24 protein-coding genes and 2 tRNA genes are annotated in these 25681 nt (G+C 57.2%); 19 read left to right on the plus strand and 7 right to left on the minus strand.

Translation table 11 applies throughout. From position 1 onward, the window contains the following. Positions 1-559 precede the first annotated feature (559 nt). Positions 560-1330: a porin family protein gene (locus ACYVHC_RS08520; RefSeq protein ID WP_460613270.1), complete on the plus strand. Its 771-nt coding sequence runs from the start codon at positions 560-562 to the stop codon at positions 1328-1330. A 355-nt stretch (positions 1331-1685) separates the two neighbouring features. On the opposite strand, the gene ACYVHC_RS08525 is transcribed toward ACYVHC_RS08520, so the two are convergent. Next, positions 1686-3593 (minus strand): vWA domain-containing protein, encoded by a 1908-nt coding sequence (locus tag ACYVHC_RS08525; RefSeq protein WP_460613271.1) that lies wholly within the window; start codon positions 3591-3593, stop codon positions 1686-1688. A 345-nt stretch (positions 3594-3938) separates the two neighbouring features. Between ACYVHC_RS08525 and ACYVHC_RS08530 the strand changes: the two genes are divergently transcribed. Further along, positions 3939-4574 (plus strand): RNA polymerase sigma factor, encoded by a 636-nt coding sequence (locus tag ACYVHC_RS08530; RefSeq protein WP_460613272.1) that lies wholly within the window; start codon positions 3939-3941, stop codon positions 4572-4574. Then, a complete protein-coding gene (locus ACYVHC_RS08535) occupies positions 4561-5970 on the plus strand; it encodes a TonB family protein (protein WP_460613273.1) in 1410 nt (469 codons plus the stop codon). The genes ACYVHC_RS08530 and ACYVHC_RS08535 overlap by 14 nt, the downstream gene beginning before the upstream one ends. 175 nt (positions 5971-6145) lie before the next feature. Here the strand turns inward: ACYVHC_RS08535 and ACYVHC_RS08540 are convergent, their stop codons facing one another. Next, a complete protein-coding gene (locus ACYVHC_RS08540; protein ID WP_460613274.1) occupies positions 6146-6436 on the minus strand; it encodes a hypothetical protein in 291 nt (96 codons plus the stop codon). A gap of 187 nt (positions 6437-6623) precedes the next feature. Here ACYVHC_RS08540 and fumC point away from each other — a divergent pair, with 187 nt between their 5' ends. The 6 genes from fumC to ACYVHC_RS08570 all read left to right on the plus strand — a co-directional run bounded on the left by fumC (position 6624) and on the right by ACYVHC_RS08570 (position 11021). After that, the gene (gene fumC / locus ACYVHC_RS08545) at positions 6624-8030 is read left to right on the plus strand and encodes a class II fumarate hydratase (protein WP_460613275.1); all 1407 of its coding nucleotides are present in this window, start codon (positions 6624-6626) and stop codon (positions 8028-8030) included. A 98-nt stretch (positions 8031-8128) separates the two neighbouring features. After that, on the plus strand, positions 8129-8725 hold the full coding sequence (locus ACYVHC_RS08550) for a GNAT family N-acetyltransferase (RefSeq protein WP_460613276.1): 597 nt from the start codon (positions 8129-8131) through the stop codon (positions 8723-8725). Beyond that, entirely contained in the window at positions 8718-9122 is a 405-nt protein-coding gene (locus tag ACYVHC_RS08555) for a diacylglycerol kinase family protein (protein WP_460613277.1), read from the plus strand. Before ACYVHC_RS08550 ends, ACYVHC_RS08555 begins: the two co-directional genes overlap by 8 nt. Before the next feature lie 110 nt (positions 9123-9232). Next, positions 9233-9703 carry a DUF6970 domain-containing protein gene (locus tag ACYVHC_RS08560; protein ID WP_460613278.1) on the plus strand — a complete coding sequence of 157 codons (471 nt, stop codon included), beginning with the start codon at positions 9233-9235 and terminating at the stop codon, positions 9701-9703. 88 nt (positions 9704-9791) lie between these two features. Next, complete coding sequence (locus ACYVHC_RS08565) at positions 9792-10295, plus strand: DinB family protein (RefSeq protein ID WP_460613279.1); 504 nt, start codon at positions 9792-9794, stop codon at positions 10293-10295. Between the two features lie 102 nt (positions 10296-10397). Further along, positions 10398-11021 carry a thioredoxin family protein gene (locus tag ACYVHC_RS08570; RefSeq protein WP_460613280.1) on the plus strand — a complete coding sequence of 208 codons (624 nt, stop codon included), beginning with the start codon at positions 10398-10400 and terminating at the stop codon, positions 11019-11021. A 77-nt stretch (positions 11022-11098) separates the two neighbouring features. Here the strand turns inward: ACYVHC_RS08570 and ACYVHC_RS08575 are convergent, their stop codons facing one another. After that, positions 11099-11575 (minus strand): DUF4293 domain-containing protein, encoded by a 477-nt coding sequence (locus ACYVHC_RS08575; protein ID WP_460613281.1) that lies wholly within the window; start codon positions 11573-11575, stop codon positions 11099-11101. 91 nt (positions 11576-11666) lie between these two features. On the opposite strand from ACYVHC_RS08575, the gene ACYVHC_RS08580 reads away from it, so the two are divergent. The 5 genes from ACYVHC_RS08580 (at position 11667) to ACYVHC_RS08600 (ending at position 16854) form a co-directional block, all read left to right on the plus strand. Continuing rightward, positions 11667-12866, plus strand: coding sequence for a thiolase family protein (locus tag ACYVHC_RS08580; protein WP_460613282.1), 1200 nt, complete (start codon positions 11667-11669; stop codon positions 12864-12866). A 62-nt stretch (positions 12867-12928) separates the two neighbouring features. Further along, positions 12929-13474, plus strand: a complete 546-nt coding sequence (locus ACYVHC_RS08585; RefSeq protein WP_460613283.1) for a GNAT family N-acetyltransferase — start codon at positions 12929-12931, stop codon at positions 13472-13474. Between the two features lie 87 nt (positions 13475-13561). After that, a complete protein-coding gene (gene truA / locus ACYVHC_RS08590) occupies positions 13562-14353 on the plus strand; it encodes a tRNA pseudouridine(38-40) synthase TruA (RefSeq protein ID WP_460613284.1) in 792 nt (263 codons plus the stop codon). Positions 14354-14482: 129 nt separating this feature from the next. Next, positions 14483-16255: an ABC transporter ATP-binding protein gene (locus ACYVHC_RS08595; protein WP_460613285.1), complete on the plus strand. Its 1773-nt coding sequence runs from the start codon at positions 14483-14485 to the stop codon at positions 16253-16255. A gap of 74 nt (positions 16256-16329) precedes the next feature. Then, complete coding sequence (locus ACYVHC_RS08600) at positions 16330-16854, plus strand: hypothetical protein (RefSeq protein WP_460613286.1); 525 nt, start codon at positions 16330-16332, stop codon at positions 16852-16854. Between the two features lie 89 nt (positions 16855-16943). Here the strand turns inward: ACYVHC_RS08600 and ACYVHC_RS08605 are convergent, their stop codons facing one another. Next, a complete protein-coding gene (locus ACYVHC_RS08605) occupies positions 16944-17642 on the minus strand; it encodes a hypothetical protein (protein WP_460613287.1) in 699 nt (232 codons plus the stop codon). Positions 17643-18033: 391 nt separating this feature from the next. Between ACYVHC_RS08605 and ACYVHC_RS08610 the strand changes: the two genes are divergently transcribed. Together ACYVHC_RS08610 and ACYVHC_RS08615 are read left to right on the plus strand one after the other, a co-directional pair. Beyond that, complete coding sequence (locus ACYVHC_RS08610; RefSeq protein ID WP_460613288.1) at positions 18034-19188, plus strand: zinc-dependent alcohol dehydrogenase; 1155 nt, start codon at positions 18034-18036, stop codon at positions 19186-19188. A gap of 12 nt (positions 19189-19200) precedes the next feature. Beyond that, complete coding sequence (locus ACYVHC_RS08615) at positions 19201-19716, plus strand: hypothetical protein (RefSeq protein WP_460613289.1); 516 nt, start codon at positions 19201-19203, stop codon at positions 19714-19716. A gap of 225 nt (positions 19717-19941) precedes the next feature. Here ACYVHC_RS08615 and ACYVHC_RS08620 read toward each other — a convergent pair. Both ACYVHC_RS08620 and ACYVHC_RS08625 read right to left on the minus strand, forming a co-directional pair. Beyond that, positions 19942-20015 (minus strand) — tRNA-Pro (locus ACYVHC_RS08620). Positions 20016-20124: 109 nt separating this feature from the next. After that, a tRNA-Pro gene (locus ACYVHC_RS08625) sits at positions 20125-20198 on the minus strand. 284 nt (positions 20199-20482) lie between these two features. On the opposite strand from ACYVHC_RS08625, the gene ACYVHC_RS08630 reads away from it, so the two are divergent. Beyond that, entirely contained in the window at positions 20483-20902 is a 420-nt protein-coding gene (locus ACYVHC_RS08630; RefSeq protein WP_460613290.1) for a T9SS type A sorting domain-containing protein, read from the plus strand. Positions 20903-21001: 99 nt separating this feature from the next. Next, a complete protein-coding gene (locus ACYVHC_RS08635) occupies positions 21002-22135 on the plus strand; it encodes an NAD(P)/FAD-dependent oxidoreductase (protein ID WP_460613291.1) in 1134 nt (377 codons plus the stop codon). Positions 22136-22266: 131 nt separating this feature from the next. Here ACYVHC_RS08635 and ACYVHC_RS08640 read toward each other — a convergent pair whose 3' ends face one another. Continuing rightward, the gene (locus ACYVHC_RS08640; RefSeq protein ID WP_460613292.1) at positions 22267-24051 is read right to left on the minus strand and encodes an ABC transporter ATP-binding protein; all 1785 of its coding nucleotides are present in this window, start codon (positions 24049-24051) and stop codon (positions 22267-22269) included. A 459-nt stretch (positions 24052-24510) separates the two neighbouring features. Between ACYVHC_RS08640 and ACYVHC_RS08645 the strand changes: the two genes are divergently transcribed. Next, complete coding sequence (locus tag ACYVHC_RS08645) at positions 24511-25602, plus strand: Glu/Leu/Phe/Val dehydrogenase dimerization domain-containing protein (RefSeq protein WP_460613293.1); 1092 nt, start codon at positions 24511-24513, stop codon at positions 25600-25602. Positions 25603-25681 lie beyond the last annotated feature (79 nt).

Here is a 25681-nt window from a genome sequence, read left to right on the forward strand (position 1 = left end):
TGTGGGGTACTGTGTGAGCGTAAAAAAAGCGCCTCCCGAGGTTGTCGAGAGGCGCTGAAGTTTTTCGGTTGGGAAAGCTACAGAGGGGCCGCTCGACTACGCGTTGGCGTAGTAGAAATAGGAGCTAAAATAGAAGCGGCCGGTGGGCTGGAGCATGAGTATCAGGTGCTTTGACGGTGGCAAGGTGGGGCCCGACAGCGGTAAATCCAAATTAAATTTTAGAAATAAAAGCGAACAAACGTTCGGTAGAAGCGGCAAACACATCAGGAATGTTCCGCCTCTATGCGTGTTGTGCTGCCACCTGCAAGGCACTAATCTTCCCTGGGTTTGACTCCGATGTAGACCTAGTCTTTTTCCGCAGATTGTCTTCCATTCAGTGGGAACAACCGACCTGGCTTGCAGTTACGGCTGAGCTATAGGTGCCTCTAGCAGCTTGGAAACCTAGAAAATGTGAGCCGACAGAAAGTTGGCACGGTTTTGTAATACTATCTCTCCGAAGCCGGCAGCCACCCGCTGCGCACCCTTGGTAGCCGGCCCTTTCCTTCCAACTTTTCTTGCTATGAATACGAAGCGACTTTTCGGCCGCCTGGCCGCTGCTACCCTATTGATTTCGGCTTTTGCTACTGCTTCTGAGGCCCAGGTTCAGACGCACCGCGTACCTGCTTATACCGGCAAAGCACAGGCTCGCACGGTTCCTTCCTACTCCTCTTCGTCGGCCACGGATGGCGTGAAGTTTGGCGTTCGGGCCGGTGTGAACGTATCGGACTGGTCGGGTGATGCGGTAAGCAGCGTGATGGACCTGGCGGAGTACACCAGCGGCGCCGTGACCAAGGAAATGAAGCCGGGTATCTATGCCGGTCTGTACGCTACCTTGCCGCTGGGCCCGCGCTTTGCCATTGAGCCCGGCATTGGCTACTCCGAGAAAGGTACGGCTTTGGTGGGCCGAATTCCGCTGGAACAGTTTGATTTCCTGAACGCGAAAGTAACGGCCACGGCCCGCATGGCTTACCTCGATATTCCATTGCTGGCTAAGGCGTACCTCACGGATGGCTTGTATATCTATGCCGGCCCGCAGGCGTCGGTGCTGCTTTCAGGTAAGGCCCGCGTGAAGGCCAGCGCCCTCGGGTTCTCGGCTTTCAATACTGACTTTGATGTGAAAGACCAGTTCCGCCCCGTTGACTTCAGCGTGGTAGGTGGCCTAGGCTATCAGTTTCAGAGCGGTTTTGGCCTGAGCGCGGGCTATGATTACGGCTTGTCATCGCTCGATAAAAACAACAATTTTGATGCGCAGAACCGCGTCATTAAGGCATCCCTGAATTACTCGTTCTAAACTCTCTCTCCGCGTACCTATTCCCTGCACAAAGGCCCCACCGAACTTCGGCGGGGCCTTTTTCGGCACGAGCAATAGCACCACTAGGTATACGTCACTAAGATAGATAGCAAGCCGAAGTCGACCCAACGGTCTTGGCGGGCGGCGCGGCTGCAACCAGCGCCCCCAGACCCGCTAGTGAGTGAAGCATGGGCCGACTTCGGTGTTCGTAATGGCGTTAGCTCGCCTTGTTAGGAGCGCTAGGGCAGAACCCAGCTGAAGACAGGAGTAGTATGGCGTTGAATAGGTTGCATTTGTTTGAAAATCTGATGGTTACTAGTTGGCTTTAATGCCGGGCCTAGCAAACGTCCTGGCTTTAGCGGACGCCCACTTCCCGGGGGTTGGGCCGCAACCCTTCTGCTAGCTTAATAAGGCGCACCAACTCGGCGCGGTACCCATCGGGGTCGAAGCGCTTGGCACCCTTGGCGAGGCTAGCAGTAGATTCCCAGGTGGCTGCGCCACGGTAGTCACTCTGGCGCAGCAGCATACCAAACTGCGCGACGGCCGCGGCAAAGCGAAGGTTTTCACTAGCCTCCGCCAAGGGCCGAACCGGCCCGGTAAGTGGTTGCTCCAGTAGCTTACTGGCAGTGCCCTGAGGCTGTTTGTAGCGCAGCTTTACGGTCAGCAATTCCGCTGAAGCTGGCGCCGGGGTAGGGGCCGATTGGTATTTTAGGGCATCGACGGAAGTGCGCGTGCCCACGGGTACTACCTCATAGAGGGCCGTAACGGTGTGGCCGGAGCCCATTTCGCCAGCGTCTTTGCGGTCGTTGTTGAAGTCCTCGGCGGCCAGCAGACGGTTTTCGTAACCCACTAGGCGGTATTCGCGCACTCGAGCGGGGTTAAACTCCACTTGCAGCTTTACATCTTTGGCAATGGTGAAGAGGGTGCCCCCAAACTGCTGCACCAGCACCCGGCGGGCTTCATCAAGGTTATCGAGGTAGGCGTAGTTGCCATTGCCTTGGTCAGCGAGTAGCTCCATCTTCTTGTCTTGGTAGTTGCCTTGCCCTACGCCCAGCACCGTTAGGAACACGCCGGATTCGCGCTCCTGCTTAATAAGGCGCTCCATGGCTTGGTCGCTTTGCTCACCCACATTGAAGTCGCCGTCGGTGCAGAGAATCACGCGGTTGTTGCTTTCCTTATTGAAGTTCTCCCGCGCTACCTTGTAGGCCAGGCACAACCCTGCCCCACCGGCCGTAGAGCCGCCGGCTTCCAGGTTATCAATGGCTTCCAGAATAGTGGCGCGTTGGGAACCGGCAGTGGGCGGCAGCACCGTGCCCGCGGCCCCGGCATATACCACCAACGCTACCTTGTCCTGAGGGCGCAACTCTTTGGTGAGCAGCCGTAGCGCCTGCTGAATCAGGCCCAGTCGGTCTTCACCTTCCATGGAGCCCGAGACATCAACCAGGAAAACCAAGTTGGCTGGTGGCAGCTTCTCAGTTACTATTTTACGGCCCTGCAGAGCTATTTGCACTAAGTGATGCTCGGGGTTCCAGGGGCACTGGGCTTGCTCCGTAATAACGCGGAACGGTTCAGTAGAGGAGGGTTCGGGCTGGGGGTAGTCGTACTGAAAATAGTTGATGAGCTCCTCCGTGCGCACCGCGTCGATAGGCGGCAGTTGGCCTTGCTGCAAGAAGCGGCGCACGTTGCTGTAGCTGGCCGCATCCACATCAATACTGAAGGTGCTTAAGGGTTCTTTGGTGGCATTGCGGAAGCCATTTTCAGCAATGGTAGCGTACGATTCGCCGGCGCCCGGTTCGGGGCGCGGCGGGTAATACGGACTATGGCTGCCTTTGCTTTTGGAATGTTTTCCAATACTAGCGGCGCCGCGAATACGAATGCCGGCCACCTGGCCTTGTACTCCTGATACTACTACCTCGTTGAGCTGCCTTGAAGCGGGGACCAGTGCGACGTCAATGGTTTTCTGCCCACTGAGCTTTACTTCCTGCTGAATAAACCCAATGGCACTGAAGATGAGCGCTTTTTTCCGGCTCGGGACCTGTAGCGTATAGGTGCCATCGTGGTTCGTGCTTACCCCGATGGTGGTATCTTTCACAAGTACCGTCACGCCGGGCAAGCCCTGGCCCGTGCTCCGGTCTGTGACTTTGCCGCTGACAGTATAGGTGGCAGCCGGCGCGGAGGTGGCTGCCCGCGGTTGGGTTTGGGCTACCATGGATGCGGAAGGCAACAGCGCTACCGCCAGCGCGAAATAGAAAATACGCTTCATGAGAGAAAGAATAGAGGTATGAGGATATAAGCGGCACGTAAGTCAGAGGGGAGTAGCGCGTTGGTTTGGGCTGTGCTGGTACCTAGTGCTACTACTAGTGCAGGTTTGCGTCAGCTGGGTACCTAGCGGCTGAGCACAACCGGCCGAAAAGCAGGAGTGGGGCCCCGTACCCAAAGGCGTTGTGGGAGGTGCTTGTCATGTAGATGCCGCCGCCTCGCAGATTCCACAGGGCTACTGGAAATATTTTTGCAACTCTTTTGCGAGCCGCGTTGCTGTGCTAGTAGAAAGCAGAGCGATGCGGTTTCCGCCCGAAACCGTAGCTTTCGGCTCTGCCTGCCCGTTGTCATGTTCTTTCGTCGCTCCCGCCGTACTGTGCCAGTTGCCGAGCTCCCCGATGGGGAACTGCTCCGGCGCTACTACGCCCACGGCGATGTGCACGACCTCGGCACTCTCTACGACCGGCACATGGTGCAAGTACTAGCCATTTGTAGGCGCTACCTCCGCGATGAGGAAGAAGCCAAAGATGCCGTGATGCAGCTCTTTGAGCAGTTAGTCAGTAAGTTACGCCAGCATGAGGTAGAAAACTTTGCACCTTGGCTGCATGCTACGGCCCGCAACCACTGCCTCATGGCCTTGCGGGCCCGGCAACGAGCCGGCCCGGCGGCGGGTGGGGCGCTGGTGGTGCATTTTCCTGATGCCGCCGGTATGGAATCGGCCGCGGCCCGGCATCTACTAGCTGATGACCCCGAAGATGCCGATCTGCACGAACAGCACCTGCAACAACTGGAGCACGCACTGGCCGAGCTGCCCCCCGGCCAACGACGATGTCTGGAGCTGTTTTACCTCGAAAAGAAATGCTACCGCGACATTACCGACCTCACGGGTTTCGACCTGAACGCGGTAAAAAGTCACCTTCAAAACGGTAAGCGCAACCTGCGCCGCCACCTCGAATCAACTGCTGCTTCCAATGCCTCTCCCTAACTCGTCTTCTGAACCCACTGCTTCCGCGAGCCGGCACCTGCCGGTGGAAGTACTGCGTCGGTACGTGGCCGGGACGCTGGAACCTGCTGAGCAGCACCGCGTGGAAGCTCACACCCTCGACTGTGAGCACTGCGCTGATGTACTAGCTGGCTTGGAGCTGCAACCCGCCGCCGTTACCGATGCCAGCCTGCTGGAGTTGCGCCAGCGCCTAGGCAGCCGCGTGGCCGAGCTGGCTGAAGAAACAAAGCCCGTAGCGGCTGGACTAGCGTGGCGGAAGCTGGCCGCTGCGGCCGTGTTGCTGCTAACTCTGGGAGCGGTAGCCTGGTTTACGCTGCACCGCACTACTTATACCGGCAACGAGGCCCTGGCCACTCGCACCATAACAGTAAAGACCACCCCGCCCCCAGCCGCTCCCCACACGCTGCCCCTGGACACGACCCTGCTAGCGGCTTCGGCATCCACTACCCCTGACCTGGCCCTGAGCCTGCCTCCGGCTACTAGGCCAGCACCCTTAGCAAACCGCGCACCCTCAAAACCGGTCCGGGTATTCGCTGATAAAGAGGTGAGCAGGCCGGCAGTTGTCGCGTCAGCCACGCTAGCTGGCAACCAGTCGGCTGCTGATGCTTCCGAGGCCCAGGACTCTGGGCGTACAGCGTCCTCAAACGCCGCCATGGTAGCGGCTGCCCCTGCCCAGCCAGCAGCCCCCAGCGCCGAGGAAGCTTCTAAAGTCATGGCGCGTTCGGCTAGGTCGAAAGTCAGTGCAAAGGCCTCGCCGCCATCTATAGCCTCCGCTACGGAAGCTACGCGCACGGTGCGCGGCCGCATTACCGACCAGACCTCCGGCACGGGGTTGCCGGGCGTGACGGTGCTAGTACCGGGCACGCAGCAAGGGGTTTCGACGGCGCAGGATGGCTCGTTTACGCTCACCGTACCCGCCACCACCGACAAGCTCGCGTTCAGCTCCATTGGTTACACCACCAAAACGCAGGCCCTGCGCCCCACAGACTCCACGCTGGTCCTTGCCCTGGCACCCGACTCGAAGGCCCTGAGTGAGGTAGTGGTAGTGCGGCGCGATGCGCCGCCCATGCCGGCGCCGGTGGGTGCCATGCCGGCCGGGGGCTATGCCGGCCTGAAAAAGTACCTGCGCGACAGCCTAGACTACCCCGATAAAGCCCTCGAAGCCCGCCAGGAAGGCAATGTAAAGTTGCGCTTTGTGGTGGGGGTAGATGGCAAACTCAGCGACATCAAGGTGGTAAAAAAGCTCTCCGAGGAGTGTGATGCCGAGGCTATTCGGCTGTTGCAGGAAGGTCCGGCCTGGTTCCCGGCCATCCAGAACGGCCGCCGCACGGCCCGCACCGTGGAAATTACGGTGCCCTTTAAAATAGAAGACCGGTAGCGTTGCGCCATGTAAGCAGGCCCTTTTGCTATAGTACTATCCCTTGTAACAACACAAACCCCTGTTGGCCACGTGGTCAACAGGGGTTTTTCGGCTTAACTACTAATTGGTTAGCAGTCGAACGAGGATGCTATTCTACGACTGTGTTGTCGTAGCGCATATTCATTGATGAGGTTTAGCCGCTGTAGCCGCCGCCACTTTCGGGCTCGGTAGCGCTACCGCCGGGCTCTACCTCGCGGGGCAGGTCGGGCTCGGTTTTTACTTCTACGTGGCTGTAGTCGGGGGCGCCGTTGCCGGCTACCGGCACGGGCGTTTCGTTCGCAGTAGGGCTGGTATGGTGGGCCGAGGGAGGCGTAGGAGCCGTGTTTTCCTGGGCGGGCGGGGTCACAGCGGAAGGCTGGGCGGTGGTGGGCTGATCAGGCTGGACGGACAGCGCATCGGACTCGTCTTCGAACGTCTTTTTCATAGAAAGGAAATAGCTGATGAGGTGCTTGGAGCTATCCTATACGCAACCAACGGGCCTAGGGCCGAGCTACCACCTCGCAGAATTTTGGGGTAGCCGTGGCGGGCCGTAGCCTGTTGCGTACTTTTGCGCCGTGCCGGCTAGCGGCGCGCTTTCTTGTACCCTTATTCTCTTCTCACCCACTAGAAGCATGACTCAGTTCCGCACCGAGAAAGATACCATGGGCACCGTGCAGGTTCCCGCCGACGCCTACTACGGCGCCCAAACCCAGCGCAGCATCGATAACTTCCAGATTGCCCAGGACATCAACCGGATGCCCAAGGAAATCATCCGCGCCTTCGCGTATCTCAAGAAAGCCGCCGCTCTCACCAACCGCGACGCTGGTATTCTGCCCGCCGAAAAGGCCGACCTGATTGGCCGCGTGTGCGATGAAATCCTGGAAGGCAAGCTCGATAAGGAGTTTCCGCTGGTGGTATGGCAAACGGGCTCGGGCACCCAAAGCAACATGAACGTGAACGAGGTGGTAGCCTACCGCGGCCACGTACTGCAGGGCGGTCAGCTTTCGGATGAGAAAAAAGTATTGGCCCCGAACGACGACGTAAACAAGAGCCAAAGCTCGAACGACACGTTCCCGACGGCCATGCACATTGCGGCCTACAAGATTCTGGTAGAAACCACTATTCCCGGCATCGAGAAGCTGCGCGATACGCTTAAGGCCAAGAGCGAGCAGTTCATGCACATCGTGAAAATCGGCCGTACCCACCTCATGGACGCCACGCCGCTCACGGTAGGGCAGGAGTTCAGCGGCTACGTGTCGCAGCTCGACCACGGCCTGCGCGCCATCAAGAACACGCTGGCGCATCTTTCGGAACTGGCCCTAGGGGGCACCGCCGTCGGAACCGGCATCAACACGCCCGCTGGCTACTCGGAGAACGTAGCCAAGCACATTGCCGACTTGACGGGCCTTCCGTTCATCACGGCTGAAAACAAGTTTGAAGCCCTGGCTGCCCACGATGCTATTGTGGAAGCTCATGGCGCGTTGAAGACGGTGGCCGCTTCGCTGATGAAAATAGGCAACGATATTCGCTTGCTGGCCTCGGGGCCGCGCGCGGGTATCGGCGAGCTGCATATTCCGGATAACGAGCCCGGCTCCAGCATCATGCCCGGCAAAGTAAACCCCACCCAGTGCGAGGCCATGACCATGGTAGCGGCGCAGGTGATGGGCAATGATGTAGCCATCAACATCGGCGGTATGAACGGCCACTTCGAGCTGAACGTGTTCAAGCCCGTGATGATCTACAACTTCCTGCACTCGGCCCGCCTCATCGGCGACGTGTGCGTGAGCTTCAACGATAAGTGCGCCGTGGGCATCGAGCCCCTGGAAGCCAACATCAAGAAGCACGTGGATAGCAGCCTGATGCTGGTAACGGCCCTGAATCCGCACATCGGCTACTACAAAGCCGCTGAAATTGCTCAGACCGCCCATAAAAACGGCTCAACGCTGAAGGAAACCGCGCTGCAGCTCGGCTATCTTACCGAGGAGCAGTTCAACGAGTGGTTGAAGCCCGAAGACATGGTAGGCGAAATCAAGAAGTAAGCCTCCCATCATTTTTTCAAAAGCCGCCGCTCCCTTCCGGGGCGGCGGCTTTTGCTTTTTTCGGCATCTTTACGCGGCATTCCCCCGTCTCGCTCCCGATGAATTTCTCTCGCTGCATTACCCTCGAAAACAGCCGCGTACGCCTGCGGCCTTTGGAGCTTACCGACTTCGATGACCTGAAGGAGGTAGCGTTTGATCCGGCCATTTGGCAGTATATGCTGACCCCCGCGCCCCAAAACAGCGTGGAGCTGGCGGCCTGGCTGACGGAGAGTGTGCGCGAGCGGGAAGCCGGCCGGCGCTACCCTTTTGCCATCATTGACCGGGCTAGTGGCCGGGTGGTGGGCAGCACCAGCTATGGCAACCTGGCGCTAAGTGACTGTCGGCTGGAAATTGGCTGGACGTGGCTGGGGCGTGCCTACCAGCGCACCGGCCTGAACCGCGCCGCCAAGCATCTGCTGCTAAAGTATGCTTTCGGTGAGCTAGGCTGCGAGCGGGTAGAGCTCAAAACCGACGCCCGCAACTGGCAGAGCCGCGACGCCATGCGCCGGATGGGAGCCACCGAAGAAGGCACGCTGCGCAGCCACATGAAAACCCAGGGCGGCCTGCGGCGCGACACCGTGTACTTCAGCATTCTGAAGCCTGAGTGGGACCAGCTACGCCACTCCGTATTTCAGCAGTTCGACGCCCGTGGCTGAGCCGACACCCCCGCCGCGCCGGTTTCCGGCCCTGGTGCAAAAGCGCGCCGCCAGTTTTGGCTACGCCTTTCGGGGCGTGTGGGCCGCACTGCGCACCGAGGTGCACCTGTGGTTTCATGCCGTTGCCTCGGTAGTAGCAGTTATGTTAGGCTTCTATGTAGGCCTAGCACGCTGGGAGTGGGTGGCAGTGGCCTTGTGCATTGGGGCGGTGTGGTGCGCTGAGCTGATAAATACGGCCATTGAAGCCGTCGTAAACCTGGTTTCGCCAGACCATCACCCGCTGGCCGGGCGCGCCAAAGATGTGGCGGCCGGAGCCGTGCTGGTTATGGCCCTGGCCGCGCTGGCCGTTGGATTGTTGATTTTTGGACCTCGCCTTTGGGTATTGGTTGCGCATTAGCGGGCTGCTACCTCAACTACTGGCTAGCGCCTGCGTAACCAAGCTTTGTGTGCATATTTGCCGCCCCTGCTGCCCTAGGTGCCAGGGCCGCCTCAACCCCCGCTTCGTTCATGCGCTTCTCCCTGTTCTTTCTCACCGCTTCTTTGGCCGCCCTGCTTACTGCCCCTGCCTGCCAGCGCAACGTGGCCGTAACTACCCCCACCGATGCGCCTCAAACTGGTATGGCCGGCAGCGTTTCCACACCTGCTCCTACCAGCGCCAACACCATTGAGCCCTCACCAGGCTCCGATGCGGCCTTCGATACGGCCAAGCGCCCCAAGTGGCTGGAAGACCGGATTCAGAAGCACATGAATGATAAGAAGCAGAATCCGCCCATTCATATCTACAGCTACCAGTTCGATGGGGCTACGGTGTATTATGAGACCAGCCCGTGCTGCGACCAGTACACCAACCTGTACGCCGCCGATGGCAAAATCCTCTGTCACCCCGATGGCGGACTAACCGGCCGCGGCGACGGTAACTGCCCCGATTTCGTGAAAAAGCGCACCACCGAACGGCTGGTGTGGCAAGACCCTCGCTAGGCACAAGTGAGCGGTAAACCTTTGGTATACCGCTGGCTGCTTACTTGTCTTCTGCACTCAACATCTACCTACTTCTCACTTCTATCGCATGATCAACACCATTGAAAAGCTGGGCGCTTACTCCGTATGGGCCAATGAAACCCTGTTGCGCCACCTCGATGGCCTAGTAGCCGAAGGTGCTACCATCCCGAGCGGAGCACTGCGCATCTTTAGCCACGTGCTCAATGCGCAGGCTATTTGGCTGGGTCGCATGACCAACACGCCCAGCCCCGTGAAAGTGTGGCAGGAGCATGATTTGGCTACCCTGCACCACTGGCATGAGCAAACCTCCGAGCGTTTTCACCAGTACGGTATTTCCGCCGATGACGCAGAGATGCAGCGCCTCATCACCTACACCAACTCCATTGGAGAGGGCTACACCAGCCAAATTTCAGACATCCTGACCCACGTACCGGTGCACGGCAACTACCACCGCGCCCAGGTAGCCAAAGAGCTGCGCGCTGCTGGCCTGGAACCCATCAACACCGATTTTATCACCTACTGCCGCGAGCTTTCGGCTAAGGCTGAGGCGGCCGATGTGCCGAGCTTGTAACACTAGGGCCACCTAGTGGGTTAAACCCTTTCGGGTGGTGATGCACCACCCGAAAGGGTTTTTTGTTGTTAGTTCTCCGCCGTATTCGTCTTCCCTTTTCTGATGACTTCCTCTGCTTCACTTCCGCCCGTGCTCAGCCCTGAGCGCCTGGCTGGTGCTCATACCTACGCCACGTATCGTCAGCTCATTGATGACTTGCAGGCCCAGGGCAAAACCACCGGCGAAACCCAGTCGGACATGCTTACCAACTACACCCGCCTGAACGTGCAGCGGATGGAACGGATTGACAAAAAGGTAGAGCTGCTGCCCGAAGTGCAGGCGGCCCTCGGCAACCTAGAGCATAAGTACGAGTGGCTTATTTTGACGGAAGGCTGGTGCGGCGACGCAGCCCAGATAGTGCCCATTCTGGAGAAAATGGCTCAGGCCAGCCACGGCCGCATCAGCACCCACTACCTGCTCCGTGACGAAAACCTGGACCTGATGGACCAATACCTCACGGCGGGCGGCCGCTCCATTCCCAAGCTTGTGGTATTGCACGCCGATACGCTCACGGAGGCCGCGCAGTGGGGCCCGCGGCCCGCGCCAGCGCAAGATCTGTTTCTTGAAATGAAAGCCCAGGGCACCAGCTTCGAGGAGTTTGCTGAGCACCTGCACGGCTGGTACGCCAAAGACAAAACCGCAAGCACCCAACAAGAGTTGTTGCCTATTCTGCGCGGCCTCGCCTAGGGCCGTGTTCCGGCTAAACCTCAACAAAAAAGCTCCGACCAGAAGTGGCCGGAGCTTTTTTGTTGGGAAATGAAAGACTAGCGCAGGCGGTCCATGCTCCGTACCAACTGCTCGTCGCGCCGGATAAAGCGGTTGGCCAGCAGGTTCAGCAGCAGCGCCAGGGTAGGCAGATAAAAACCGGCTTCGAACTGGCCGGGCATCTTGATATTGAGCAGCATCTCGCCGCGGCTTGAGTAATAAAAGCCCGCACCCAGAGTAGCCACAATCAACAGGAAGTTCACGAGGCCTAGCTTCAGCTGCGTGAAACGGTTGCGGTACTGGAAAATCTCGAATAGGGCTACCGCCGCCGAGGTGGCGGCCAGTGCGGCAATGGGCCACGTGCTCATTGGGGCCGACATGCCCGGATCGGCCTTTTCATAGTTCAGCTGGGTGGCCGTCAGGAGCAGGGTTTGCTGGCTAACTGGGTCGGTTTTGCTCCAGAGAGGCAGAAACAAGACACTTAGCATGGCCAGGGCCAGCAACAGCAGGAATACGCTTTGGATTCTTTGTATCATCTTTGTGTTTTGATAGTTCGGCAGACGAAGAACGGCCTATGTGGGCCGGCAAAAGTAGCCAACTACGACCGGAATAACCGCATTACATCCAATGCCTACTGCATACATCGTGGACGCTGTCCGCACTCCTATTGGTAAATTTGGCGGCGCCCTCAGCAGCATCCGCCCCGACGATATGGCCGCTCACGTGCTGCGCGAGCTGCTCCGCCGCAATCCTTCCGTTGATAAAACGGCTATTGAAGACGTAATTATTGGCGCTGCTAACCAGGCCGGCGAAGACAACCGCAACGTTGCCCGCATGGCCGCGCTGCTGGCCGGACTGCCCATTACCGTTCCGGGTGTAACCGTAAACCGCCTGTGCGCCTCGGGGCTGCAAAGCATTATGGATGCCTCGCGAGCGATTATGGCCGGTGAGGGGGACATCTATCTGGCCGGTGGGGCCGAAAGCATGACGCGCGCGCCCTTCGTGATGGCCAAATCGGCCACTGCCTTTGCCCGCGACTTCATGGCCCACGATACCACGTTGGGCTGGCGCTTCGTGAACCCCAAGCTGAGCAAAATGCACCACCCGTACGCCATGGGCGAAACAGCGGAGAACGTGGCCCGGAAGTACGGCATCACGCGTGCAGAGCAGGATGAATTTGCCTTTCATTCGCAGCGTAAATACCAGCGCGCCTTCGAAAAAGGCCGTTTCCGCCGTGAAATTGCTCCCGTATTCATCTCCCAGCCCAAAGGCGATGCAGCCACCTTCGATCAGGATGAACCGCCGCGCATTTCCAGCCTCGAAAAGCTGGCTACCCTTAAGCCGGCCTTTCAGGCCGATGGCAGTGTAACGGCCGGTAACTCAGCGGGCATCAACGATGGCGCTGCTGCCGTACTGGTGGTCAGCGAAGAAGCTCTGAAACGCTATAACCTAAAGCCGCTGGCCCGGGTAGTAGCCTCGGCCGTGGCAGGGGTTGATCCGGCGTATATGGGCTTGGGCCCGGTGCCTGCTACCCAGAAAGTGCTGAAGCGTGCCGGCCTGACCCTCAACGACATCAGCCTGATTGAACTCAACGAAGCCTTTGCTGCCCAAAGCATTGCCTGCATCCGCGACCTGGATCTGAACCCGGAGCTGATCAACGTGAATGGGGGTTCTATTGCCATTGGTCATCCGCTGGGGGCTAGTGGCTCGCGCATTACCGCTACCCTGCTGCACGAGATGAACCGCCGCGAAGGCGTGCGCTACGGCCTGGCTACCATGTGTGTGGGCGTAGGGCAAGGCGCAGCCGTGATTTACGAGAAGCTCTAAGCTGGAAACCCAATGCCCGGTGTGTTGAACGCGCAACGTGCTGGTGCATATGGAGTAGCCTTATGCCTGATTCGCTCCTGACACCTACCCTTGCATTGCCCGTAGCTGGTGCACGGCTGCGGCCCTGGCGCTTTTCTGATGCCAGGGCCCTAGCAACGCACGCCAACAACCAGCACATTGCCCAGCACCTGCGCGACACTTTTCCGCACCCGTACACGGTGCAGAATGCGGAGTTTTTCCTGAGCCTCGTAGCCGATGATACCCGCGACCTGCACCTGGCCATTGAGCTGGAAGGGGAAGCAGTAGGCAGCATTGGGGTGCATTTCAAGACGGATGTGCGCCGCCGCTCTGCCGAAATTGGCTACTGGCTGGCACAGGAGCAGTGGGGCAAAGGCTTGGCCACAGCCGCCGTGAAGGTGCTGAGCAGCTACGTGCTGGCTCACTTTGACATCTGCCGCCTGTATGCCGTGGTATTTGCCTCCAATCCGGCCTCCGGAAGAGTGCTGGAAAAGGCGGGGTATGAGCTGGAAGCCCGCCTGCGCCGTAGCGTGGTAAAAGACGGTCACACGTTGGACTCGTTGCTGTATGCGCTGGTAGTAGAAAGCTAGTGGCGTGTCTTGCAGTCTATTCGCTACCCCTGCCATCGGTTCAAACCCAACGGAGGGCTAGTCTCTTCTTTCAATCTATTTCGCTTCATGCGCTACTTTCTTCATATGGCTTACGACGGCACGCAGTACCACGGCTGGCAGATTCAGCCGCGCGCCATCTCGGTGCAGCAGGAGCTCGACCGGTGCCTGTCGCAGGTGCTGCGGCAGCCCGTGTACTGCCTCGGCAGTGGCCGCACCGACTCCGGCGTGCACGCCAGCCACCAGGTAGCGCACTTTGACGCCGAATTGCCCGAGGGACTGGACCTGGCCACCCTGCTCTACCGTCTCAACCGTGCCCTCCCGCGCGACATCCGGGGCCAGGTGCTACACCCCGTGCCCGATAAGGCGCATGCCCGCTACGACGCCACGGCCCGCACCTACGAGTACCACGTGCGCCTCACCCCCGACCCCTTCGCGCCTAACTTTAGCTTGTACCTCGACCGTGCCCCGGATCTGGCGGCCATGAATGAGGCCGCCGCTCTGCTGCTGGGTACCCACGATTTTACCAGCTTCTCGAAAGTAAAGGGCAGCGAAAAACACTACCTCTGCACTTGCTTCGAAGCCGGCTGGCACGCCGTGCCCGGCGGGCTGGTGTTTCGCATTCGGGCTAACCGCTTTGTGCGCGGTATGGTGCGGCTAGTAGTGGGTACTTTGCTGACAGTAGGCCGTGGTAAAATGAGCCCTCAGGAGTTCGGAGAAGTATTCCGCAGCCTGAACCGGGTGCATGCGAGTGGCGCTGCTTTAGCCAATGGCCTGTTTTTGTGCCGGGTAGAATATCCGGCTGCGCTGCTCGAAGGTGTGACCTTACCAACGGGTTTGCCGTACTTTTCCGGAAAGTAAGGAGGTGAGAGCCGGAAAGAGGGCTGCTTTTTCCTAGGTGCTGTAGAGGCTCCAACCCTCCTGGTTACTTATTCGCTTCTCGCCTGTTACCTCCTACCTTCACCACCCGCCCCCGACTACCCTACCCGAATGGAGCAACCTACTACCGCCACTAAGAGCGGCAACATCTTCGATTGGCAGGTGCTGAGCCGGCTGATGACGTATGTGCGGCCTTACCAGCGCGTCTTTTACTTCCTGATTTTCCTGACCATTGCCACGGCTGTGCTCGGGACGCTGCGCCCCTTCCTGATTCAGCAGATGGTAGACGTAACCATTGAGCAGGGCGACTGGGCCGGCCTGAACCGCATGTTTGGGCTGCTGCTGGTGCTGCTGGTGGGGCACGCCATTGTGAGCTACCTCCAGACCTATTTCGGCGGCTGGCTAGGCCAGTACATCGTCCGCGACATCCGGGTGGACCTCTACAAGCACATTCTGGACCTACGCCTGAAGTTCTTCGATAAAACGCCCATTGGGGTGCTCGTGACGCGCAATATTTCAGATGTAGAAACCCTTTCCGACGTGTTCAGCGAAGGCCTAGCCGCCATGATTGGCGACATTCTGCAGCTGGTCTTCATCGTCTCGTTCATGTTTTACATCGACTGGCGCCTGACCCTAGTGAGCCTTTCCGTAATTCCGCTGCTGCTGTTCAGCACCTATGTTTTCAAGGAAAAGGTGAAGAAGTCGTTCCAGGAAGTGCGCACGGCGGTGGCCAACCTCAACTCCTTTGTGCAGGAGCACCTGACGGGCATGAACGTGGTGCAGATCTTCAATAACGAAGAGCGCGAGCTACGCAAGTTCAAGGCCATCAACCAGGAGCATACCCGCGCTAACATCCGCTCGGTGCTGTATTACAGCATTTACTTTCCGGTGGCCGAGGTACTGGCCGCCGCCGGTGTGGGGCTGCTGGTGTGGTATGCTGCCCAGGGTCAGATTGAGGGCACCATTTCGAAGGGAGCCCTCATTGCCTTCATCATGTACAACGCGCTGTTCTTCCGCCCCATCCGCCAAATAGCCGACCGCTTCAACACCTTACAGTTGGGCCTAGTGAGCACGGAGCGCCTGCTGAAGCTCCTTGATAGTAAGGAGTTGATAGCCGACAATGGCACGTACATTCCTACCGACCTGCGCGGCGACGTAGATTTCGAACACGTGTGGTTTGCCTACAACGACGAAGAATGGGTGCTGCGCGACGTGAATTTCTCGGTGAAAGCCGGCCAGACCTACGCGTTTGTGGGGGCCACGGGCGCCGGCAAAACCAGCATTATCAACCTGCTCAGCCGCTTCTACGAAATCAATAAAGGCACTATCCGCATCGATGGCCACGACCTGCGCGAGTACGACCTGAAGGACTTGCGCCGCCACATAGGGGTAGTACTGCAGGATGTGTTTCTGTTTGCGGGTACCATTCGCGACAACATCACCCTCGGCAAAACCGACATTACCGACGCCCAGATTTGGGAAGCCGCCGATCTGGTAGGTGCTCGCCGCTTTATTGAGCGCCTGCCCGGTGCCCTCGATTACCAGGTGATGGAGCGCGGCGCTACCCTTTCGGTAGGCCAGCGCCAGCTCATTAGCTTCGTGCGGGCCATGGTGTACCAGCCCCGCATTATTATCCTGGATGAGGCTACTTCCTCCGTTGACAGTGAAACCGAAGAGCTGATTCAGCAAGCCATTGAAAAGCTGATGCAGGGCCGCACTTCGCTCGTAATTGCCCACCGCCTGAGCACCATCCAGAAAGCCGACCAGATTATCGTGCTCGATAAGGGCGAAATCAAGGAGTCGGGCACGCACGAAGAGCTGCTGCGCCATCAGGGTTTCTATGCCAACCTGTATCAAATGCAGTACAAAGACGTGCTTTCGTAAGAAATGAGGTGCCGCGTTGCGCGGCGGTTTACCTTTGCGGCAGGCCTAGTATTTCCCGCCTTTTTACTACCTCCATGAATAAGATTCTTCTGGCGCTGGCCTTGCTCCTCGGAGTGGGTTTCTCGGTAGCCTACTGGAAAATGGGTGGCTTCAGTGCCGCCACCATCATGCCCGAAACGACCACCCAGCCCTACTACTTGGCGGGGCGCTACTACGAGGGTCCGGCTAACGATGAAGCCTTCGGCGACCTGACCCGGCAGGCCTACGAGCTGCGCAAAAGCGGCCAACTGCGCGGCGACTTCGGCAACATCTTCTACAACAGTCCCGAGACGTCCCGCGACGCGGCCCGCGTGTTCGTGGGCGTAGTAGTGGCCGATACCACCTCGCAAAAGCTACCAGCTAACTATCAGTACCGCGTGTTCGCGGCCGGCCAAAAGGTGCTGCGCGCCCACATTGATGCCAGCTACCTAGTAGCGCCTGACAAGCTATACTCCGGCATAAAGGAGTACGCCGCCGCAAATAAGCTTACCCTCCAGGACGTGTACTTAGAGCGGTTCCCGGACAAGGGTGAGCCAGAAGTACTAGCCGTGCTTAAGTAGCAAACTGGAATACAAAAGCCGGTCCGGATAACAGCTATCCGTGCCGGCTTTTGTCTGTAGTTTATACTAGGATTGTGGTTCTACTGAACTTATCGACCAATATAATAGGAGGCCCCGAGCGCCAGATTGTTCAAGCTAAAAGTAGCCCCGAAACCCGAGTAGGTTTCTTTGCGGTCAGACTGATAGTATAGCGGATCCTTGCTTTCAGAGGTAGTACGACTGTAGCCTATATTCCCGAAAGCCAATTCTAGGCCCAGCTTCGCGGTGGGGAAGAAAACCAAGGCTGGTGTAATATTGGTGAATATAGAGTGGCCTGAGTTCTTCATAGGAGGCCGGTTGGCAGCGCTAGATTCCGATTTCCCTTGATTATAGGAAAAGCCAGCCGACAGCTGGCCATAAAGGCCGAACGTTTCCGTTGGTAGGTAGTAATAGCGCAGAAAAGGAGCCGCAATGATAGAATAACCTTTGTTTACTTGCTCGTACAAATCAGGCGCAGGCCCTTCGTAATAAGGATACGTATGTTTGCTGAAGCTAAAGCCTGCGGCATTCCCCACGGCTAGATTGTCTGCCAGGAAAACGCCAGCGTTAGGATTAATAGAAAAGCTATAGCCCTTGTTTTCCAAGTCTTGACGGCTGCTTGGGTACCGCGAATCATAGGAGGAAGATGTGCTGCTGCCGAAACTGAGGCTTCCTCCAACAAGCTTGGTTCCGGCAGCTATCTGTGCTTGGACCTGATATGTAGTGCCTAAGGCGCTAAGGGATAATAAGCTAAACAGTAGCTTCTTCATGTGATGGAATAAAGTGAGGTAGATTAGAAATTTGAACTTACCCATCAACGAGCCTCCGTAAGCCTTATTACATTATCGTTATATAAGCGAGGGTATATGTTTCAGGCAACTGAAGGACGGCTTGTCTAGTTACGGCTACCTGAATAGGCTACAGGAGTTACTAAGGAGCTACCGAGCAAAGGCTAGTTATTTATACGTAGTAATCCTAATTTTTCTCGTTATAAGTACGTAAATCCGTTTCGATGCGGGGCGTTATAGAAACCTTAGCAGTAGGGAGAAGTACAGAGGTAGCAGTGAGTTTGTCTAGTTACTAGGGACGAAAACGTTCTGAACTACCGGGCTAACGCGCTTCTAACTACGTGTCCCACCTGAACCTTAACGCCGGATTCTTATGCTAGCAATGGATTACCGGGGCCCTAAAAGGGTCCGTGCCACTGAAAAACCAATGCCCGAAATCAAGCATCCGCAGGATGCTATTGTCCGGGTAACCCGCTCCTGCATCTGCGGCTCCGACCTGCACCTATACAACGGCAACGTGCCCGATACGCGCGTAGGCTCCACCTTCGGGCACGAGTTTACGGGCATTGTGGAGGAAGTTGGTCCTGAGGTAACGAAAATTAAAGTAGGCGACCATGTATTGGTACCTTTCAATATTGCCTGTGGCGAATGCCACTTCTGCAAGCAGGGTATGTTTGGTAACTGCCACGAGGGCAATACTATGGCTTCGGGGGTAGGCTCCATCTTCGGTTATTCACACACTGCGGGTGGATATAATGGCGGACAAGCCGAATATGCCCGTGTGCCGTATGCCAACGTAGGCCCGACAGTAATACCCGAGGGGATGGACCCCGATGATGCCGTGCTGCTTACGGACGTGGTGCCAACCGGCTACCAGGCCGCCGAAATGGCTGGCATTCAGCCCGGTGACACGGTAGTAGTATTTGGCGCTGGTCCGGTTGGGATTATGGCGGCCCGCTGCTGCTGGCTATTTGGTGCCGGCCGGGTTATCATCATTGATAAAGAAGATTACCGCCTCGAATTCGCAAAAAACTACGCCAACTGCGAGGCTTACAACTTCGAGAAAGACATGGATGACCCAGTGGTTTTCATCAAGAAAATCACGGATTACATGGGGGCCGACTGTATAATTGACGCCGTAGGAGCCGAGGCAGCGGGTAACGCCATGCAAACCATCACGGGCCGCAAGCTGCTGTTGCAGGCGGGCTCGGCCACGGCGCTGCACTGGGCGGTTAACTCAGTAAAAAAAGGCGGTGTTATCTCTATTGTAGGCGTGTACGGCCCAACGGATAACCTCGTGCCAATTGGTAACGTGCTAAACAAAGGCCTCACCATCCGGGCCAACCAGGCCTCGGTGAAGCGGCTCTTGCCGCGGCTCATTGAGCACGTGCAAAATGGAGTAATCAAACCCAAAGAGCTCATAACGCACCGTATCCCACTGGAGGAAATTGCCGACGGCTACCGGATGTTCTCCGCTAAGCTCGACAATTGCATCAAACCGCTGCTGGTTTTCCCTAACTCCAAATAACGCCGACTTACGATGGAAAATACTGTGAAAGATCCGCAGAAGCTGCCTGGTTGGGGTATTGATGCGGACCCTAAGAACGACCCCACTTACCCCATGCGTACGCGCATGAACGTAGAGCAGGACCCTGATAGCAAACACCGTCCCGCCTCGTTGCAGCCCGTTGACATAGAAATACTGAAATCTATCGAGCGGCCGAATGTATCAGCGGTATTCGGCGAAGCCTCCCCTCCAAGTGGGCTTAGTGGTATGATTCGGCGTATGGCTTTCAAGTACAGCGAGTCGCATTACGGGCACTGGCTACCCTTGATTCTGGCAGATAGAATAAATGTGGTTGAAGGTGTGTTGGAGGATTTTGCGCACGGCAAAGTGCCTAACATCTTCGCCGAGAAAGGCTACAAAGTAGAGTGGCAGCATAACCGGACCAATTTCATAGCCAAAATGGCCACCATTGCTGCCGTTACCGCCGGCGCGATATTGTTGCTCTCCCGCGACAGCAAAGGCCACAAACCCAATAGAAGATATTCATAAGCAGCATAAGCTAGCACCTGAATCAACGGCGACTCGGACTCATGTCTGGGTCGCCGTTTTGCGTAATTAGGAAAGGTTGCTAAGGCCTTCTGACTAGCATGCTACTGATGTGAATTAGCTGGGGTTTGTGGCGTTGCTAGACCTAGTACTGAAACTAACTGCCAAAACATAAAAAAGCCCGCTGAACAAATGCTCAGCGGGCTTTTTAGGAAGAGAACACGAGTGTCGGGGTGGCAGGATTCGAACCTGCGGCCTCCTGCTCCCAAAGCAGGCGCGATACCGGGCTACGCTACACCCCGATGCGTTGTGGGCATGCTACCACACTGCGGACACTTTCTTCTAGTGCATTTGCCGAAAAAAGCCTCCGGGTGGGGTTCCCAGAGGCTTTTCGAACAAAAAATTCTTCGGTCGGAGTGGCAGGATTCGAACCTACGACCTCCAGCACCCCATGCTGGCGCGATACCAGGCTACGCTACACCCCGATGAATTATGGCACAAATGTACACATGCTGGCTGCTACCACGCAAGCTTTTGAAAGGTAATTTTCTGGTTAAAAACGGTTGAGACGGCTCCGGGGCCTAGTAGCAGGCTAGCTACCTGCACGTTGCTGAGAATTAAAAAGAGAGCAGCCTCAATAAAAATGTAGCTGGCGCGTTTCTTGCTCCAAAGGATTTTACTCAATAATACAAGTCGACGAAACCGGGGTGGGGGTAGAGTTACGTACCTTTATAGTCCCGTATCGTTCACTTCTAGCTTCAGAACGCGTATGAAAACTTCTACTCTTCTTGGATGCTTGGTCGCGCTGCTCTCATGGGTGCAATCGGCTCAGGCTCAAATCAAACCAGCGCCAAAGCCTGCCCCTGCGGCAGTAGCGGCTGTGGCCACGGCCACGCCTCCAGCTCTTATAACCGATAAGATGGCGGACCCCACGCCGAATAAAGATGCTCTTAAGGTGCGGGCCGAAGCCAACCCCCTTACCAAGCGTCTGACGGTGCGTTCCGACGCTACTGGCCCGACCCGGGTTGAAATTAATGCCACAGATGGCCGCCCGGTCATTACCCGCGACCTGATGTCGGGTGCGGATGCGGTGGTGCTTGATATCAGCAGCCTACCAGCCGGTTCTTACCTCGTGCAATGCTCATCTGGTGAGCGCCGCGGCGTGAAACGCGTAATGGTTGGCCAATAAGCTACCTACTCGCTAGGTAACTTTTTCTTCTAGAAAGCCTCGTACGTTGTAAGATGTGCGGGGCTTTCTGTTTTTTGTGCGGCCTAATCACTGCTCCTTATGTCTCAACTATCCTATTGGGAACACCAAGCCTTCCTGCGCGCTGCGGATGTAGTAGTGGTTGGAGGTGGCATTGTGGGCCTAACGGCGGCGCTATATACCCGGCGGTTGCGGCCTGCGGCAAGGGTAGTGGTGCTGGAGCGCGACGTACTGCCCAATGGCGCCAGCACCAAAAATGCCGGGTTTGCGTGCTTCGGTAGTATCTCGGAGCTGCTGGAGCAGGAAAAACGCGGCGGCACGGTGGCCCTGCAGCAAGTGGTGCAGTCCCGCTGGGAAGGATTACTTCGGCTACGCGAACTGCTCGGTGATGAGCAACTGCACTACCAACCGGTGGGAGGCTACGAACTGTTCCGGCCGGAGGAAGCGGAACTAGCCACTACCTGCCTGCAGCACCTGGAGTATTACAATCAGTTACTAGCCCCCATCATCGGGCAAACTACCATTTTCCGTAACGCCACGGCTCGGATTCCGGCTCTGGGCTTGGCTGGTGTAAACCTGATGCTGGAAAATAGCGCGGAAGGCGCCCTGGATACTGGCCAGATGATGCTGGGGCTGCTCCGGTTGGCCTGGCAGGAAGGGGTAGTAGTGCTGCATGGGTGCCCAGTGCATGCGCTGGAACCCGGCAATACCGCGGTGCAGGTGCGCACAGCGCTCGGCAACCTGGAGGCGGAGCAAGTGCTGCTGGCAACCAACGCCTTCAGCCGACAGTTCTTTCCGGAACTGGACCTAGTGCCCGGCCGTGGGCAAGTGCTGGTAACGAAGCCGTTGCCCGGCCTGAACCTGCCCGGTACCTTCCATTACGATAAAGGCTACTACTACTTCCGGCAAGTTGGCAGTCGGCTGCTGTTGGGCGGTGGGCGCAACCTCGACTTCGCGGCCGAAGAAACCACCGAGCCTGGCTTAACGCCGTTGGTACAGGAGCGACTGGAACAGCTCCTCCACGAGGTAATTCTGCCCGGGCAGCGTCCCCGCATCGACTTCCGCTGGAGCGGCGTGATGGGATTTGGTACTGAGTTGGAGCCGATTATCAAACCGCTGGTCCCGGGCATTTTTGGGGCGCTGCGCTGCAACGGCATGGGCGTGGCTATGGGCGCGGGCAGTGGTTGGAAAGCAGCTCAACTGATGGTGAGCTAAACGCCATCTGGTTCATCGCCTAGGGTTTGAAACAAGAATTACTACCCCTTGAAACGCAATAAACCCTTGGCTGCAGTAGTAGCGCCAAGGGTTTGCGAGTGCTAGGTCAGGTTTGTTGTGAAAGCTCAGAGTTATGCTTCCTCACTTTGCAACTGCCGCTCATAGAGGGCCCGGTACAGGCCGTTCTCGTCACGCATCAGGTCCTCGTGGGTGCCGTGCTGCACAATCTGCCCATCGTCGAGCACCAAGATTTCATCCGCTAGCTTCACCGACGATACCCGGTGCGAGATAATGAGGCTGGTCCGGTTGTGCATGATGCGCTGCAGCGCCCCCAGAATAGCATTTTCAGTGTTGGTGTCTACGGCCGATAGGGCATCGTCCAGAATCAGGATTTTGGGCTCTTTCACCAGTGCTCGGGCAATGCTCACGCGCTGCTTCTGGCCGCCCGAAAGCGTGATGCCCCGCTCGCCAACTTTGGTATCAAAGCCTTCCGGAAAGCGCAAGATGTTCTCGTACACGTTGGCATCCTTGGCCGCCTGAATCATGCGTTCCTCCGTGGGTGCATCAATACCAAAGTTGATGTTGTTGCGAATGGAATCAGAGAACAGAAAAACATCCTGGGGTACGTATCCAATCTGCCCGCGCAGGGCCCGCAAAGATAGGTCGCGCACATCCACACCATCAATCCGGATGCTACCCTCCGTTACATCGTAAAGCCTCGATAGCAAAGCGGCCACGGTGCTTTTGCCCGAGCCCGTATTGCCAATAACAGCTAGCGTCTGGCCCTGCCGGATGCGGAACGATACGTCGCGTAGCGCCTGAATACCGGTATCAGGGTAGGTGAAGGTAACGTGGTCGAATACAATGTCGCCCTGAATGTCCAGCTCCAGATTTTGGCGCGACACGATGTCGGTTTGCTGGTGCATGAACTCGTTGATGCGAGCCTGCGAGGCCTCAGCGCGCTGCACCAGGGAACTAGTCCAGCCCAAGGCCGTTACAGGCCAGGTCAGCAAGTTCACGTAAATCAGAAACTCGGCAATGCTACCCGTTGTGATGGTGCCGCGCAGTACTTCCTGCCCGCCCAGCCACACCGTAACGATGGTGCTCAGGCCAATCAGAAACAAAATCAGCGGAAAGAACAGCGAGTTCACGAAGTTGAGGCTCAGTGACTTCTGCTTATAGTGCTCCGAGGCTTCTGCAAACTGCCGGTGCGAGTCCTCCTCGCGCACAAACGACTTCAGCACCCGAATGCCCGAAAATGCTTCCTGCACAAACGTGGTCATGCTGGCCAGGGAGCGTTGAATCTCGTCGGACTTCTTCTCAATCAGGTTGTTAACATAGAAAATGCTCACACTCAGGACAGGTAGCGGCAGCAGCGTGTACAACGTCAGCTTTACGTTCACCATAAGCATGAGCGGCACGATGAGCACGAACAGAATGACCAGCTGCATGAAATACATGATGGCCGGCCCGATGTACATGCGCACCCGCCCCACATCCTCCGAAATCCGCGACATCAGGTCGCCGGTGCTGTGGCGGCGGTAGAAGCTCAGCGGCAAGGACTGATAGTGCTGATAGATTTCGTTTTTCTGGTCGTTTTCAATGTGCCGGCTCATCACGATAAGCGTCTGGCGCATGAAAAACAGGAAGATGCCGCGCAGCAACGCCATCACCAGAATCAGCACGCCGTAGAGTAGCACGTGCCGGCCAAACAGCTCGTACACCTCGCTTTGGGCTTCAGTGCCCGCATAGAGGTAGTAGAGGTCGATGCCTTCACTAACTAGGTCGAAGGCGTAGCGTACGATTTGAGCCGGGAAGATGGCTAGCAGCGTACTTAGGGCCACAAATAGCACACCGCCGAGGAAGTGCCATTTGTAGCGGAAGAGGTATTTATTGGTAGCGGAGAGGGCGCGCACAGAAGCAGGTGGGGGAGTTTAGGAGTTTGGAAGTTAGAAAGTTAAAAGAAGCGTAAACGGTTTTAGCTGAAGTTTGGGTTTGGCCGGGGCCTAGTCTCACTCAGTTTCTAACCTATTAACTCACAAACCTCTAAACTCCGGGAAAAGACTACGGCTAGGTGGCTGAAGTCGGAAAAACGAAGTACTTTTGCACCCGCATTGCGGGAGTAACACCCCAGAAAGCCAAGCGGCACGTAGCATTGAACGACGGGAGAATAGCCGCAGGGCCTTGCCATTCGTTTAACCCGTTGCGGAGCGAAACTTCTCTGGAAATGGCCTCGCAAAGGTACAACCACCCACGGTGAAATAGTGAACGGAAAGGATTTGCGGTTTTGGCCTGCCTAGCAAGAGTAGCCAACTGCCCACCCTGCCTTTTCAGTATCTCCCACCTTCTCCTTTCCACCTCACCACCCCCATCTTATGGTTGAAACGAAAGTGCTGTCGGAAACCTCGGTATTCGGTCAAATTGCCGAACACCAGCACGAGCAGGTAGTGTTCTGCCACGACTACGAAACTGGTTTGCGCGCCATCATTGGCATTCACAACACGGTACTAGGCCCAGCGTTGGGCGGAACCCGCATGTGGCACTACACCTCCGAGGCCGAAGCCCTGAACGACGTGCTCCGCCTCTCGCGCGGCATGACCTACAAGGCAGCCATTTCGGGCCTGAACCTGGGCGGTGGCAAGGCCGTCATTATTGGCGATGCCAAAACCATGAAGACGGAGGCCCTACTGCGCAAATTTGGCCGCTTCGTGCAAAACCTCAACGGCAAATACATTACGGCCGAAGATGTAAACATGACCACCAAGGACATGGAGTACATCCGGATGGAAACCAAGCACGTGTCGGGCTTGCCTGAAAGCATGGGCGGCTCCGGTGACCCCTCGCCGGTAACGGCGTACGGCACCTACATGGGCATGAAAGCGGCTGCCAAAAAAGCATTCGGCTCCGACTCCTTGGCTGGTAAGCGGATTGCCGTGCAGGGCGTCGGTCACGTGGGTACTTACCTGCTGGAATACTTGCAAAAAGAAGGTGCCAAGCTGGTGCTGACCGATTATTACGAAGACCGCGCCCTGGAAGCTGCGGCTCGCTTCGGTGCCAAAGCCGTAGGCCTCACTGAAATCTACGACCAGGACGTGGACATCTACTCGCCGTGCGCGCTGGGTGCTACCCTCAACGATGACACCCTAAGCCGCCTAAAGTGCCAGGTAGTGGCGGGCTGCGCCAACAATCAGCTGGCCGATGAGAACGTGCACGGGCCTGCTTTGGTAGAGCGGGGCATCATTTATGCTCCTGACTTTCTCATCAATGCCGGCGGCCTCATTAATGTGTGCTCCGAGGTAATGGGCGGCAACCGCGAGGCCACCATGATTCAAACGGAGAAAATCTACGACATTACTACCCAAGTGCTTACCCGAGCCGAGCAGGAAGGCAGCCACCCCCAGGCTGCTGCTACCCGCCAGGCCGAGGAGCGTATTGCCGCCATCGGCAAGGTTAAATCAACTTACTAAATGGTGAACTAGTGAAGTTGTGAAATGGTGGGTTTACTCTAATAAAATCCCTAGGGGCACATATTCGACAAACCTGCTG

The organism is Hymenobacter seoulensis (genome assembly GCF_054780535.1).